Annotated in this window: 10 protein-coding genes and 1 tRNA gene; 6 read left to right on the top strand and 5 right to left on the bottom strand. The window is 70.1% G+C overall.

Annotated elements, in window-relative coordinates:
* Positions 1 to 355 precede the first annotated feature (355 nt).
* Together OG485_RS18905 and OG485_RS18900 are read left to right on the top strand one after the other, a co-directional pair.
* On the top strand, positions 356 to 1,744 hold the full coding sequence (locus OG485_RS18905; protein ID WP_328669506.1) for an NAD(P)/FAD-dependent oxidoreductase: 1,389 nt from the start codon (positions 356 to 358) through the stop codon (positions 1,742 to 1,744).
* Positions 1,745 to 1,974: 230 nt separating this feature from the next.
* Positions 1,975 to 3,264, top strand: a complete 1,290-nt coding sequence (locus OG485_RS18900; protein WP_328669505.1) for a cyclopropane-fatty-acyl-phospholipid synthase family protein — start codon at positions 1,975 to 1,977, stop codon at positions 3,262 to 3,264.
* Positions 3,265 to 3,372: 108 nt separating this feature from the next.
* Here OG485_RS18900 and OG485_RS18895 read toward each other — a convergent pair whose 3' ends face one another.
* The gene (locus OG485_RS18895; RefSeq protein ID WP_328669504.1) at positions 3,373 to 5,901 is read right to left on the bottom strand and encodes an ABC transporter permease; all 2,529 of its coding nucleotides are present in this window, start codon (positions 5,899 to 5,901) and stop codon (positions 3,373 to 3,375) included.
* Positions 5,902 to 5,960: 59 nt separating this feature from the next.
* Entirely contained in the window at positions 5,961 to 6,761 is an 801-nt protein-coding gene (locus OG485_RS18890; protein ID WP_328669503.1) for an ABC transporter ATP-binding protein, read from the bottom strand.
* A gap of 458 nt (positions 6,762 to 7,219) precedes the next feature.
* On the opposite strand from OG485_RS18890, the gene OG485_RS18885 reads away from it, so the two are divergent.
* The 3 genes from OG485_RS18885 (at position 7,220) to OG485_RS18875 (ending at position 9,929) form a co-directional block, all read left to right on the top strand.
* A tRNA-Leu gene (locus tag OG485_RS18885) sits at positions 7,220 to 7,302 on the top strand.
* Positions 7,303 to 7,648: 346 nt separating this feature from the next.
* Positions 7,649 to 8,836, top strand: coding sequence for a 4-hydroxybenzoate 3-monooxygenase (locus OG485_RS18880; RefSeq protein WP_328674551.1), 1,188 nt, complete (start codon positions 7,649 to 7,651; stop codon positions 8,834 to 8,836).
* A gap of 211 nt (positions 8,837 to 9,047) precedes the next feature.
* On the top strand, positions 9,048 to 9,929 hold the full coding sequence (locus OG485_RS18875) for a Bax inhibitor-1/YccA family protein (RefSeq protein ID WP_328669502.1): 882 nt from the start codon (positions 9,048 to 9,050) through the stop codon (positions 9,927 to 9,929).
* A gap of 140 nt (positions 9,930 to 10,069) precedes the next feature.
* On the opposite strand, the gene OG485_RS18870 is transcribed toward OG485_RS18875, so the two are convergent.
* Entirely contained in the window at positions 10,070 to 10,300 is a 231-nt protein-coding gene (locus OG485_RS18870) for a DUF4287 domain-containing protein (protein ID WP_326787336.1), read from the bottom strand.
* A 104-nt stretch (positions 10,301 to 10,404) separates the two neighbouring features.
* Here OG485_RS18870 and OG485_RS18865 point away from each other — a divergent pair, with 104 nt between their 5' ends.
* Complete coding sequence (locus OG485_RS18865; protein WP_326787337.1) at positions 10,405 to 10,716, top strand: hypothetical protein; 312 nt, start codon at positions 10,405 to 10,407, stop codon at positions 10,714 to 10,716.
* Between the two features lie 55 nt (positions 10,717 to 10,771).
* On the opposite strand, the gene OG485_RS18860 is transcribed toward OG485_RS18865, so the two are convergent.
* On the bottom strand, positions 10,772 to 11,569 hold the full coding sequence (locus OG485_RS18860; RefSeq protein ID WP_326787338.1) for a hypothetical protein: 798 nt from the start codon (positions 11,567 to 11,569) through the stop codon (positions 10,772 to 10,774).
* A gap of 291 nt (positions 11,570 to 11,860) precedes the next feature.
* The gene (locus OG485_RS18855; RefSeq protein WP_328451691.1) at positions 11,861 to 13,081 is read right to left on the bottom strand and encodes an acetyl-CoA C-acetyltransferase; all 1,221 of its coding nucleotides are present in this window, start codon (positions 13,079 to 13,081) and stop codon (positions 11,861 to 11,863) included.
* Positions 13,082 to 13,314 lie beyond the last annotated feature (233 nt).

Raw genomic sequence — 13,314 nt, 5'->3', positions numbered from 1 at the left:
ACCCCTCCGGAGAGTCCCCGCCGAGAAAGTTCGTGAAGTTCTTCACAAGGAAAAAGGCACTGCTGGGCGACAAGAGGGCCACTTGGGCCCTTTCGCGGGGCCGGACCGGTCCGGCAGCATGGTCGGTGAAGCGTTGCGACAGCGTTTCCGGGCGGTGAAACACGGGTGTGGTCTGCTGGGCCGAACAGGTTGGGCCGCAGCTCACGCGGTGTTGACAACGGTACGAACCGTACGGCGGTCCGCCCCTGCCGCCATGACCTCGATCACGGGGGCGGCGGAGTGTAGCAGAGCCCCTGCCCAAGCTTGTGAAGGGGCGCACGAGCGACCCCCCGGAAGCAGGTGGATACTCGATGGCATGAGCACCACGGAGCGTCCCAGGATCCTCGTAGTAGGCGGTGGGTACGTAGGCCTGTACGCAGCTCGGCGCATCCTCAAGCAGATGCGCTACGGAGAGGCGACCGTCACGGTCGTCGACCCCCGGTCGTACATGACCTACCAGCCCTTCCTCCCCGAAGCAGCCGCCGGCAGCATCTCCCCGCGGCACGTCGTCGTCCCGCTGCGGCGTGTACTTCCCAAGGCGGAGGTCCTCACCGGCCGGGTCACCACCATCGACCAGGACCGCAAGGTCGCCACGGTCGCCCCGCTCGTGGGCGAGGCGTACGAGCTGCCTTTCGACTACCTCGTCATCGCGATGGGCGCGGTCTCCCGCACCTTCCCGATCCCCGGCCTCGCCGAACAGGGCATCGGCATGAAGGGCATCGAGGAGGCCATCGGCCTGCGCAACCACGTCCTCGAGCAGCTCGACAAGGCCGACTCCACCACGGACGAGGACGTCCGCCGCAGGGCGCTGACCTTCGTCTTCGTGGGTGGCGGCTTCGCCGGCGCCGAGACCATCGGTGAAGTCGAGGACATGGCCCGCGACGCGGCCAAGTACTACAGCAGCGTGTCCCGCGAGGACATGCGCTTCATCCTCGTCGACGCCGCGGACAAGATCCTTCCCGAGGTCGGCCCCAAGCTCGGCCAGTACGGCAAGGAGCACCTGGAGAGCCGCGGTGTGGAGATCTACCTCTCCACCTCGATGGACTCCTGCGTCGACGGCCACGTCGTGCTGAAGAACGGCCTCGAGGTCGACTCCAACACGATCGTCTGGACGGCCGGCGTCAAGCCGAACCCCGTTCTCTCCCGCTTCGGTCTGCCGCTCGGCCCGCGTGGCCACGTGGACACCCAGACCACCCTCCAGGTGCAGGGCACGGACTACGTCTGGGCCGCGGGCGACAACGCCCAGGTGCCGGACGTCGCCGCCCGCAAGGCCGGTGTCGAGAACGCCTGGTGCCCGCCGAACGCGCAGCACGCGCTGCGTCAGGCCAAGATCCTCGGCGACAACGTGATCTCCGGTATGCGGGGCTTCCCGCAGAAGGAGTACGCGCACGCCAACAAGGGCGCCGTGGCCGGTCTCGGTCTGCACAAGGGCGTCGCGATGATCGTCATGGGCAAGATGAAGATCAAGCTCAAGGGCCGTCTCGCCTGGTACATGCACCGCGGCTACCACGGTCTCGCCATGCCGACCTGGAACCGCAAGATCCGCGTCTTCGCGGACTGGACGCTCGCGATGTTCCTCAAGCGCGAGGTCGTCTCCCTGGGCGCCATGGAGACTCCGCGCGAGGAGTTCTACGAGGCCGCCAAGCCGGCTCCGGCCGCGCCGGCGCCCGCCGTCAAGACCGAGGAGAAGGCCAAGGCCTCCTGACCCTCCGGTCACCGAACGCCCCGAAGGGGCCGCCCGCCATCCGTGGTGCGGGCGGCCCCTTCGGCGTTCCCCGGCCCCCGCGGCGCGTTCCCCGGTCCCTGCGGCGTTCAAAGTGTGGTGCGTGCACGCATTTTGCGAATCTGTGTCGTGGAAGCGGGACTGCCCGCTGACGGGGTAGATGTTTACGTGGTGTCGGAGCGTTCGGGAGTGTTGTCTCGGAGGTGTACGCCATGCAGGACGCCGCGCCGCGTCTCAAAGGCCTTGTCGAACAGTTGCTGGGAACCCCGCTCCCGTTGCGCGTGCGCGCCTGGGACGGTTCGGAAGCGGGTCCGCCCGCGGCTCCGGCGCTCGTCGTCCGCAACCGGCGGGCCCTGCGGCGACTGCTGTGGAAGCCGGGCGAGTTGGGACTCGCCCGCGCCTGGGTCTCGGGTGACCTCGGCGTCGAGGGGGACCTGTACACCGCCCTGGACCTGATCTCCGGGCTCGTGTGGGAGCGCCCCGAGGACGCGCGCGGGCTCGGGGCGGCGCTGCGCGACCCCGAGGTACGCGCCGCGGCCCGCGGGCTGGTGAGGATGGCCGGGCTGCCGCTGCCGCCCGCCCCGCCCCCGGAGGAGGTACGCCGGCGCCGCCACCTGCACACCAGGCGCAGCGACCGGAGCGCCATCAGCCACCACTACGACGTCGGCAACGACTTCTACGAGATCGTCCTCGGCTCGTCCATGGTCTACTCGTGCGCCTACTGGGAGGAGGGCGGCACCCTGGAGGAGGCGCAGCGCGACAAGCTCGAACTCGTCGCCCGCAAGCTGGCTCTGAAGCCCGGTCAGCGACTCCTCGACGTCGGCTGCGGCTGGGGCTCGATGGCCGTGCACGCCGCCCGCGACCACGGCGTGCGGGTGGTCGGGGTGACGCTGTCGCAGGAACAGGCCGCGTACGCCCGTAAACGGGTCGCGGAAGAGGGTCTGACCGACCGGGTGGAGATCAGGGTTCAGGACTACCGGGACGTCACCGACGGGCCCTACGACGCGATCTCCTCCATCGGCATGGCCGAACACGTCGGCGCCGAGCGCTACCTGGAGTACGCCGAGGTGCTCGGCGGCCTCCTCGTCCCCGGCGGGCGACTTCTCAACCACCAGATCGCCCGTCGTCCGCAGCGCGACGAATCGTCGTACGCCGTCGACCCGTTCATCGACGCCTATGTGTTCCCCGACGGCGAACTCGCGCCCGTCGGGACGACCGTGACCCAGCTCGAACGGGCCGGGTTCGAGGTGCGTGACGTCGAGGCCCTGCGCGAGCACTACGCGCTCACGCTGCGCCGCTGGGTCGCCAATCTGGAGGCCGGGTGGTCCCGTGCCGTCCGGCTCACCGGTGTCGGCCGGGCCCGTGTCTGGCGCCTGTACATGGCGGCCAGCGCGGTCGCCTTCGAACGCAACCAGATCGGCGTCAACCAGGTCCTGGCGGTGAAGACCCGGGGCGGGGCGGGCCCGTCCGGGATGCCGCTGCGGGCGAGGACCTGGAACTGACGCGCGGAGCAGCGGCGCGACGCGGGGGAGGGGGCCCGATCCGGACGGATCGGGCCCCCTCCCCCTGTTTTTCCGGGGCCGTCGCGCCGGCCCGTTCGCCGTGCGCGGCTACTCCGACTTGATCGCCGTCAGCATGTTCAGACGGGCCGCCCGGCGGGCCGGCCAGAGCGCCGCCAGGACGCCGACCGTGGCCGCGAGCAGGAGGAAGACCGCCATCCGGCCCCAGGGCAGGACCAGTTCGTACGTCGACATCCTGCTGCCCAGCAACTGGCCGGCCGCCCAGCCGAAGAACACGCCGAGACCGATGCCGAGGACGCCGCCGAAGAGCGAGATGACCAGGGACTCCAGACGGACCATCCGCTTGATGCCCTTGCGGTCCAGGCCGATCGCGCGGAGCATCCCGATCTCCTGGGAGCGCTCGAAGACCGACATCGCGAGGGTGTTGACGACACCGAGGACGGCGACGATCACCGCCATCGCCAGCAGGCCGTAGAGCATGTTCAGCATCAGTGTGAACATCTGCGCGATGTCGTCGGAGAGGTCCTTCTTGTCCTGGACCTTGACCGCGGGGTTGTCGCCGAGGGCCTTCTCCAGCCGGTCCTTGACCGCGGCGGAGGCGCCGCCCGCCGTCTTCACCATGACCTGCATGTCGGAGGCGCCGCGCTGGTGCGGGGAGAGCGTGGCGTTGTCGAGGATGATGCCCCGGATCATCTCGTTGGCCTCGTACACCCCGGCGACGGTCAGGCTCTCCTTCGCGCCGTCCTCGTAGGAGACCTGGAAGCGGGAACCGGCCTTCCAGCCGTGGGACCCGGCCGTGTCCGAGTCGACCACGACCCCGGTGCCGCCGACCTCGAAGGAGCCGTCGGTGACGTCGAGATCGGTGAGCTTGCCGATGGCCGCGCCGTTGACGCCGGTCAGGAACTCCGTCCGCCGGTCGATGCGGGAGGGCGCGTTGCGCAGCGGGCTGGTGTCGGTGACGCCGTCGACCGCGGCGAGCTTCTTCCCGATGTCCGGGGAGAGGGAGTTGCCGTTCGCCATCGACACGACGTAGTCCGCCCTGATCGCCGAACTGGCCATCTTGTCGATCGACTTCTGCAGGCTGCCCGCCATCACCGTCATGCCGGTGATCAGCGTGAGACCGATCATCAGCGCCGAGGCGGTGGCGGCCGTACGGCGCGGATTGCGCACGGAGTTCTGCCGGGCCAGCTTGCCGGAGATCCCGAAGACCCGCAGGACCGGGGCCGCCGCGGCGATCAGCGGGCGGGACAGCAGCGGGGTGAGGACGAAGACGCCGATGATGAGCAGCACCGCGCCGAGCCCCATCGGGGCCTGGCCGTCGGAGCCGTCCATCGTCGTGGCGTAGAGGACCACGGCGACACCCGCGGCGGCGAGCAGGGCGCCGATCGTGTTCCGCAGGACCAGGGACTTCGTCGTCGCCTTCGCGTGGACGCTGCTCATCGCGGCGACCGGCGGGATCTTCGCGGCGCGGCGGCCCGGGAGCCACGCGGCCAGCATCGTGATGAGGACGCCGACGAGCAGCGCCGTGGCGACGGTGCCGGGCGAGACGACCAGCGGGCCGTCCGGGACCGTGGCGCCGAGCGTGCCCATCAGGGAGCGCATCGCGGCGCCGATGCCGATGCCCGCGGCGAGCCCGCCGACGGCCGCCACCGCGCCGACCACGAAGGCCTCGATCAGCACCGACCGGGTGACCTGGCGGCGGGAGGCGCCGACGGCGCGCAGCAGCGCCAGCTCCTTGGTGCGCTGGGCGACCAGCATGGTGAAGGTGTTGGCGATGATGAACGTGCCGACGAACAGGGCGATCCCGGCGAAGACCAGCAGGCCCGTCTTCATGCCGCTCATCGCCGCGGAGATCTGCTCGGCCTGGTCGTCGGCGAGCTGCCGGCCGGTGACGGTGGAGGCGGTGTCCTTCGGTACGACGGCGTCGAGCGCCTCGCGCAGCGCACTCTGGCTGGTGCCCGGCGCGGCCTTCACGTCGATCTCGTCGTAGGTGCCGGCCGAGTGGAACAGCCGCTGCGCGGTCGCCGTGTCGAACAGGGCGAGGCTGCCGCCGGCGGCCACGTTGCCGTCGTCCGTGCGGAAGATGCCGGCCACGATGGGCTTGAGGACGGGGCCGTCGACCGAGAGGCGTACGGTGTCGCCGATCTTGTAGCCGGCCCGCCTCGCGGTCTCGGCGTCGATCGCGATCTCGCCGGTGCCGTGCGGTGCGTGCCCGGCCGTCAGGGGATAGCGGGGGTCGTTCTCGCTCCAGTAGTTGCCGCCCTGCGACTGGAAGCCGCCGCCGATGAGTTTGCCGTCCTTGCCGGCGATGGCGGTGAAGCCGTTGACGACACCGATCGCGGAGGCCGCTCCCGGTACTCCGGCCGCCTTGTCGAGCAGGGGCCGGGTCAGGTCGTGCCTCCGGCCGAGGGTGTCGTCCGTGTCCGCCGCGCTCTTGGGGCGGATGGCGACGTCGACCTGGTCGAAGCCCTTGGCGGAGCTCTTCTGGTAGGCGTCCGAGATGGTGTTGGTGAAGACCAGGGTCCCCGAGACGAAGGCGACGCCGAGCAGGACGGCGAGCACGGTCATCAGGAGCCTGGCCTTGTGCGCGAACACGTTGCGCAAGGCGGTACGGAGCATGGTCTGTCTCAGTCCAGGTGTACGAGGAGTGGGGGAGCGTCGGGAGGGCTCGGCCCGCGTCAGCTCGTGCGGTTCTTGCCGTCGGACTCGGGGGTCCGGGGGTTTCCCCCGGGAAGGTTCCGCATGAGGTCCAGGACCGAGTCCGCGGTCGGCTCGTACACCTCGTCGACGATCCGTCCGTCGGCGAGGAAGACGACGCGGTCCGCGTAGGCGGCGGCCACCGGGTCGTGCGTCACCATCACCACGGTCTGGCCGAGCTCGCGTACGGAGTTGCGCAGGAAGCCCAGGACCTCCGCGCCCGCGCGCGAGTCGAGGTTCCCGGTCGGCTCGTCGCCGAAGATGATCTCGGGGCGGGAGGCGAGGGCGCGGGCGACGGCGACGCGCTGCTGCTGGCCGCCGGAGAGCTGGGAGGGGCGGTGGCCCAGACGGTCGGCGAGGCCGATCATCTTGATGACGCTGTCCAGCCACTCCTTGTCGGGTTTGCGGCCCGCGATGTCCATCGGGAGGGTGATGTTCTCCAGGGCCGTCAGCGTCGGCAGCAGGTTGAACGCCTGGAAGATGAAGCCGATCTTGTCCCGGCGCAGCTTGGTGAGCTGCTTGTCCTTCAGGGAGCCGAGTTCGGTGCCGCCGATGCGCACCGAGCCGGAGGAGAAGGTGTCCAGTCCGGCCACGCAGTGCATCAGCGTGGACTTGCCCGACCCCGAGGGACCCATGATCGCGGTGAACTCGGCCTGCCGGAAGTCGACGGTGACCCGGTCGAGCGCGACCACCTGGGTCTCGCCCTGCCCGTAGACCTTCGACAGTTCCGTGGCGCGGGCTGCGACCGCGGTGCTTGTGCCGGCGAGGGGAGTGGTGGTCACGGAAGGGTGCTCCTGTCGGTACGACGACGTCGATGACGTTGCTGGGACGTGTTCCATCGTCCGTGCCGATCCGCGGGATGTAGTCACCCCCTGTTCCGGTTCCGGAGGCAGCCTGGGGTTGGACCTGGAGCGGTCGCGTCATACCTGGGGATGACGGAGCTCCCTGAGAGCGGTCCGGGGCGGGCCCGGGGGAGCGCTCGGCGCACGGTCGCGCGCCCGGCGGCCGGCCCGGGACCTCGTCAGGGGTTCGTCGTGATCGCGTTCGGACGGTGAAATTCCGTCAATCCGCGTACGGGCGCTCAGCGCGTCCGGGAGGCTGTTGGCAAGTGCTGACGGCCTGTGCGGTGTGCTGATGCACCCTCAGACATCAATAAAATAAGACAACGTCGGTACGCACGCCCGCTGTTCGGGTGATGCGCCCCGATAGGCTCGGGACCTCGATGCGGAGCCCATGATCTGCCCGGATGGTGGAATGCAGACACGGCGAGCTTAAACCTCGCTGCCCCTCGCGGGCGTACCGGTTCAAGTCCGGTTCCGGGCACGCGGCCTCACCCGGTGACCCTTCGGGTGAGGCTTCCCCGCAGGCGTCCGGTGGCGCCTCGCGACCCTTCGGGTGGCGTCCCCTCGTCCCCGCGCGGCTCACGTCCTCCCGTTGGTGACGGGCTTCCAGAGGCCGTCCCGCCCTCGTTCCGTCGCGGGCGGTCCTTCGTCTGGTCAGGTGCCCTTGCGGGCGGTCCGGCCGACGAGGCTCGCGTACCGCGTTCGGTGCCGATCCCCCATGCCGGCAGGCCCGGCGCCCGTTGACATCGGATCCGGGGCGGCGGAGACTCGCGGCGAGGTGAAGGAAAGTTCACTTCGCGAACGGCGAGAAGGGTGCGGGTATGCCGATGCGGACCACCGTCGGGATCGTCGGAGCCGGGCCCGCCGGTTTGCTGCTGGCCCGGCTGCTGCACCGCGCGGGGATCGAGTCCGTGGTCCTGGAGAGCCGGGACCGGGCCTATGTGGAGCAGCGGCAGCGGGCCGGGATCCTGGAACAGGGGACCGTGGACGTGCTGCGGGCCGCCGGGGCCGGCGAGCGGATGGACCGGGAGGGGCTGCGGCACGACGGGATCGAGCTGCGGTACGAGGGGAAGCGGAAGCGGATCGACTTCCCGGCGCTCACCGGCGGCCGCTCGGTGATGGTGTACGCGCAGACCGAGGTGTGCAAGGACCTCGTCGCGCTCCAGACCGCGGAGGGCGGACCGCTGCTCTTCGAGGCCGAGGCGCTGGCCGTCGAGGGGGCCGAGAGCGACCGGCCCCGGGTGCGGTTCCGGCACCAGGGGCGCGAGGACGTGCTGGAGTGCGACTACGTCGTCGGCTGCGACGGCTTCCGGGGCGTCGCCCGCCGGGCCGTGCCCGCCGCGCTCTCCCGCACCTTCGAACGCTCCTACCCCTTCGGCTGGCTCGGCATCCTCGCCGACGTCGCGCCCTCGCACGACGAACTCGTCTACGCCCGTCACGACCGCGGCTTCGCCCTGCTCAGCATGCGCTCGCCCACCGTCTCCCGCCTCTACCTCCAGGTGCCCGAGGGCACGGACGCGGGGGAGTGGAGCGACGAGGCGGTCTGGGACGAGCTGGAACGGCGTCTGGAGACGGCCGGTGACTGGCGGCTGCGGCGCGGCACCGTCACCTCCAAGTCCGTGACACCCATGAGGAGTTACGTCCACGAGCCGATGCGGCACGGCCGGCTCTTCCTCGCCGGGGACGCCGCCCACATCGTGCCGCCGACCGGCGCCAAGGGCCTCAATCTCGCCGTCGGCGACGCCGTCACCTTCGCCCGCGCCCTGATCCACCTCAGGGACACCGGATCGGCGGAGCGGCTCGACTCCTACTCGGAGACCTGTCTGCGCCGGGTCTGGCAGGCCGAGCGGTTCTCGTACGACATGACCTCCCTGCTGCACCGCGACCCCGCCGCGACCCCCTTCGAGGACCGCGTCCAGCGGGCCCGCCTGGAGCGGATCGCGAGCTCACGCGCGGCCGCGGCGGACCTCGCGGAGGGGTACACGGGCTTTCCTCTCGGCGAACAAAGGGAATAGCGGGTGATCAAGGCGGCTTGAGAGGGCATGTGCCCCGTGAAGCCGTTTCCCGGAAGCCGGTGTCACGGCTTCGTACCAGTACGGGCGTGCCAGGGGACACACGCGTACGGTGGCACAACGAGGGAAAGATCCTCCCCAAGCACTAGGGTCATTCCTTTGCCTACCTATTACTCTTGAGCCAAGGCCACGAGGGTGGCCATGGAGGAGTGAAATGAGGAGCAGTAACCCGGTCTTCTCGCGACGGGGGTTCAGCCGCGACAACGGCTACGCGGGCTTCAACGCGGCGCCGCAGGCCGGGGGACCCGCTGTCGGCACGCAGGGGAACCCGTACGCCCAGCAGGGCGGCAACCCCTACGCGCAGAACCCGTACGCACAGCAGGGCCTCCAGCAGGGCGCTCCGCCGCAGGCCCCGGTCACCACCGGCCGTATGACGATGGACGACGTCGTCATGCGTTCGGCGATGACGCTCGGCACCGTCGTCGTCGGCGCCGTCCTGGCCTGGGCGCTGCTGCCGGTCTCCAGCACGAGCTACGGCCTGGCCATCGGCTCCGCCCTGGTCGCCTTCGTGCTCGCGATGGTGCAGTCCTTCAAGCGCACCGCCTCGCCCGCGCTGATCATCGGGTACGCCGCCTTCGAGGGCGTCTTCCTCGGGGTCATCAGCGAGATGTACAACGCGCAGTGGAACGGCGCGCCCTTCCAGGCGGTGCTCGGCACCATGGCGGTCACCGGCGCCACCCTGCTCGTCTACAAGGCGGGCTGGATCCGGGTGACCGCGCGGTACGCGCGCATCGGCCTGACGATCGCCATCGCCTTCGTCGCCGTCATGGCGGTGAACCTGCTGCTGGTCGTCTTCGGTGTCGCCCCGGACGGCGGACTGCGCAGCAGCGGCCCGCTGGGCGCGATCGTCGGCATCCTCGCGATCCTGATCGGCGCGTTCTTCCTGACCCTCGACTTCAAGCAGATCGAGGACGGCATCACCTACGGTGCGCCGAAGGAAGAGGCATGGCTGGCCGCGTTCGGTCTGACCATGACCCTCGTGTGGATCTACATCGAGATGCTGCGGCTGGTCGCCATCTTCAGCGGCAGAGACTAGTGACGCCGGCGGCCGGACAGGCCGTCAGGTGACCTGAAGGGCCCGCGAACCACCAGTTCGCGGGCCCTTCGTCATCGGGTGCCGGGTCGTCGTCGGATACCGGGTCGTCGTCGGATACCGGTCGTCTCGGTGGTGCGCGCTCACAGCAGTTTGCGCGCGGCCCTCCTCAGGTCGTACTCGTGAATGATCGCCTTGGCGTGGCCGTACGCGAGGTCGTGCTCGGCGCGGAGCCAGCTGACCTTCTCTTCGAAACGGAAGAGGGCGGGGCCTTCCTCGACGGTGCGAAGCCAGTCGGAGATCTCACGACCGGTGCAATGGGGGATGCGGGCGAGCAGGTTGCGATGGGTCTCCGCGGAGAAGACTTGGGACATCGGCGCCTCCGAACGCAAAGGGGATGTAAGCCGGTCCTTCACGCCACCGTGCCTGAGGGTTGGGTTGTTGGCAACAGTCCCGCCGCTGCGCGTAGTCTCGCGGCGTGCTGGATACGACGCCGTTGACCCGAGCCGTGGACCACTTCGCCGACCGGTTGCGGGCCGCCCCGCAGAGCCGCCTGCAACGCAGTGCCGCGGCCGAGGCGCTGGGGCTGGCCAGGGAGTTCGCGCTGCGCGCCCAGCGGGTCGAGGACCCGTCGGGGGAGCCCCGGGAGATGCCCGACGCCGGGATGTTCGCCGCCGCCGACCAAATCACGGTCGCCGCGCACGACTTGGCCCTCGTACTGAAGAACGAGGAGGAACTGGCGGAAGCGGTCACGCTCGTGGCCGAGGCACAGAAACGCGCCGGGGTCTGATCCTCTCGGCCGACTCCGGCGCGCGGGATGCCGTGCGGTCCCCTCGGGGCGGACGCTACAGCGACGCTATGACGCGGTCCGCCAGGATGTAGACGCTCTCCTCGCCGAAGGAGAAGGTCAGGGCGTACGCGCCCGAGACGCCGGAGCCGCCGAGCAGGACCGGGGCCTCTCCCGCCGTCAGGGCGGCGGCGAGCCGCTGCGCGGTCTCCCGGTGGCCGGGGGTCATGCACAGGGTCGTGCCGTCGGCGAAGACGTAGACGTCGAGGGTGCCGAGCGGGCCGGGGCGGACGTCCGCCAGTTCCGTACCGGACTCGGCGAGCTCCTCCAGGCGGGCCACCGTGCGTTCGTGGTCGTTGACCACCGGTGACTGGGCCGGGACGAAGTCCGGGTGGGAGGGGTGACGGCGGCGGGCCGCGGCGAGTTCGGGGGAGTCGCCGGCGGTACCGGTCTGGAGGAACTCCTCGAGGTCCGTACCGGTCTCGGCCACCGGCTCCAGGTGGTCCAGGCCCACGAAGTCCGAGTGGCGCGGCAGGAACAGCTCGGTGTCCGGCAGTCCGAGCAGCGACGGCGCGTCGGAGGCGTCACGCGCCTCCTGGGCGGCCCAGAAGGCCCGCGCCTCGGCGAGCTCCCGCTCCCGCTCCTCGGCCAGCGCATCGGCCACGGCCGTGCGTATCTCGTCCGCGTCGGCGGATCCGCGCGCCGCGGGCACGAGGCCCCGCGCCGCACTGGCGCGGCTCGCGACGAGTTCGCTGTGCAGGGCTGCGATCTGCCGACGCAGACCCCGCAGGGTGTGCAGAACGGCGACGCCCACGGCCGCTGTGGCGGCTGTGGCGAGCAGCAGAGCAATCGACATGGCGCTCACTGACGTACTCCCGGTTCAAAGTCGGCCCCCGACTTCCTACATCAGCTTGAAGGGCGAACCACCAAACTGTCAGTGCGTAACGTCACGAATAGGACAGGACTTTGGCCCTCAGGTTTAACCGTGAACGCACCTGACCTGCGGGAATGACCATCCGAGGGGACATAGGTCACATCTTGGAAGGGATTGGATCACAAATCGGCCCAGAGGCCCGGTGGTTCCGGGCTTCTGGGCCGATTCGTTCACGCTGGGTTCAATTCCCGTCACGGGAACGGGTCATGACTGTCAGCTGAGACGCTCGATGACCATCGCCATGCCCTGGCCGCCGCCGACGCACATGGTCTCCAGGCCGAACTGCTTGTCGTGGAACTGGAGGCTGTTGATGAGGGTGCCGGTGATGCGGGCGCCGGTCATGCCGAAGGGGTGGCCGACGGCGATGGCGCCGCCGTTCACGTTCAGCTTGTCCAGCGGGATGCCCAGGTCGCGGGCGCTCGGGATCACCTGGGCGGCGAAGGCCTCGTTGATCTCGAACAGGTCGATGTCGTCGACGGTGAGGCCGGCGCGGCTGAGCGCCTGCTTGCTGGCCTCCACCGGGCCGAGGCCCATGATCTCGGGGGAGAGGCCGGTGACGCCGGTCGAGACGATGCGGGCGAGCGGGGTCAGGCCGAGCTCGCGGGCCTTCGTGTCGGACATGATCACGAGGGCGGCGGCGCCGTCGTTCAGCGGGCAGCAGTTGGCCGCGGTGACCAGGCCGTCGGGGCGGAAGACCGGCTTGAGGCCCTGGACGCCCTCCAGGGTCACGCCCGCGCGGGGGCCGTCGTCCGTGCTGACGACCGTGCCGTCCGGCGTCGTGACCGGGGTGATCTCGCGCGCCCAGAAGCCGTTCTTGATGGCTTCCTCGGCGAGGTTCTGCGAGCGCACGCCGAACTCGTCCATGTCCTGGCGGGTGACGCCCTTGAGGCGGGCCAGGTTCTCGGCGGTCTGGCCCATCGCGATGTACGCGTCCGGGATCAGGCCGTCCTCGCGCGGGTCGTGCCAGGTCGAACCCTCCGACTGCGCGACCTCGAGGGTGCGGGCCTCGGCGTCGGCGAAGAGGGGGTTGTGGGTGTCGGGCATCCCGTCGGAGGTGCCCTTGATCGACCGCGACACCATCTCGACACCCGCCGAGATGAAGACGTCGCCCTCGCCGGCCTTGATGGCGTGCAGGGCCATGCGGGAGGTCTGGAGGGACGAGGAACAGTAACGGGTGATCGTGCAGCCCGGGAGGTGGTCCATTCCCATCTGCACGGCCACGATGCGGCCGAGGTTGTGGCCCTGCTCGCCGCCGGGGAGGCCGCAGCCGAGCATCAGGTCGTCGATGAGCTTCGGGTCGAGTTCGGGGACCTTGGCGAGGGCGGCCTGGATGATCGTGGCGGTCAGGTCGTCGGGGCGCACATCCTTCAGGGAGCCCTTGAAGGCGCGGCCGATCGGGGAGCGGGTGGCTGAGACGATCACGGCTTCGGGCATCACGGCTCCATTGGCGTACGGGAAGTGTGCAGGGCTGTCTGGGAAGTTACCCGTACGTACCGTCGAGGTCACCGGTGTGGGGGTGTGACACCGGCCGCACTTTTCTAAGCGCTTGCTTTTTGCTGGCGGGGCGCCTTCGGGGGTGGGGTGTGTTTCTCCCGGCCGGGATGAGGAGGTGCCCCCGCGTCGGGGCAGCCGTCCACGGGGCTCCGCCCCGGACCCCGCTCCTCAAA

Origin of the sequence: Streptomyces sp. NBC_00328, assembly GCF_036139655.1 — a bacterium.
Taxonomy (GTDB): Bacteria; Actinomycetota; Actinomycetes; order Streptomycetales; family Streptomycetaceae; genus Streptomyces.
The sequence above is the reverse complement of the archived record's forward strand: the minus strand, read 5'-3'. Positions and strand labels throughout refer to the sequence as shown.